Origin of the sequence: Shewanella sp. c952, from assembly GCF_019654975.1 — a bacterium.
Lineage (GTDB): Bacteria > Pseudomonadota > Gammaproteobacteria > Enterobacterales > Shewanellaceae > Shewanella.
The window spans coordinates 1-213 of record NZ_BPEW01000168.1; the positions used below are offsets into that span (position 1 = coordinate 1).

At 55.4% G+C, this 213-nt stretch carries 1 protein-coding gene; it reads right to left on the reverse strand.

Annotation, left to right across the window (positions count from 1 at the left end):
- Positions 1–213: hypothetical protein (locus K5R16_RS22425; RefSeq protein ID WP_220740647.1), on the reverse strand; the 213-nt coding region annotated here is incomplete at both ends.

The window sequence follows — 213 nt, forward strand, 5'->3', positions numbered from 1 at the left end:
CGGTGTTGTCGCCGGCAATGGTGAAGGTGGTGATACTGAGATCGCCATCGACGCTGCTGCCATCAATCACATTGCCGCTGACTTCAGGGCTGTCCTCGACGATGCTGCGAGTTTCATTATCATCGCTGAAATCATCGTTCACCGGGGTGACGGTCAAGGTCAGGGTCGAGGTATCTGTCGCGCCCGAGCCATCGGTTAAGGTGTAAGTGATCA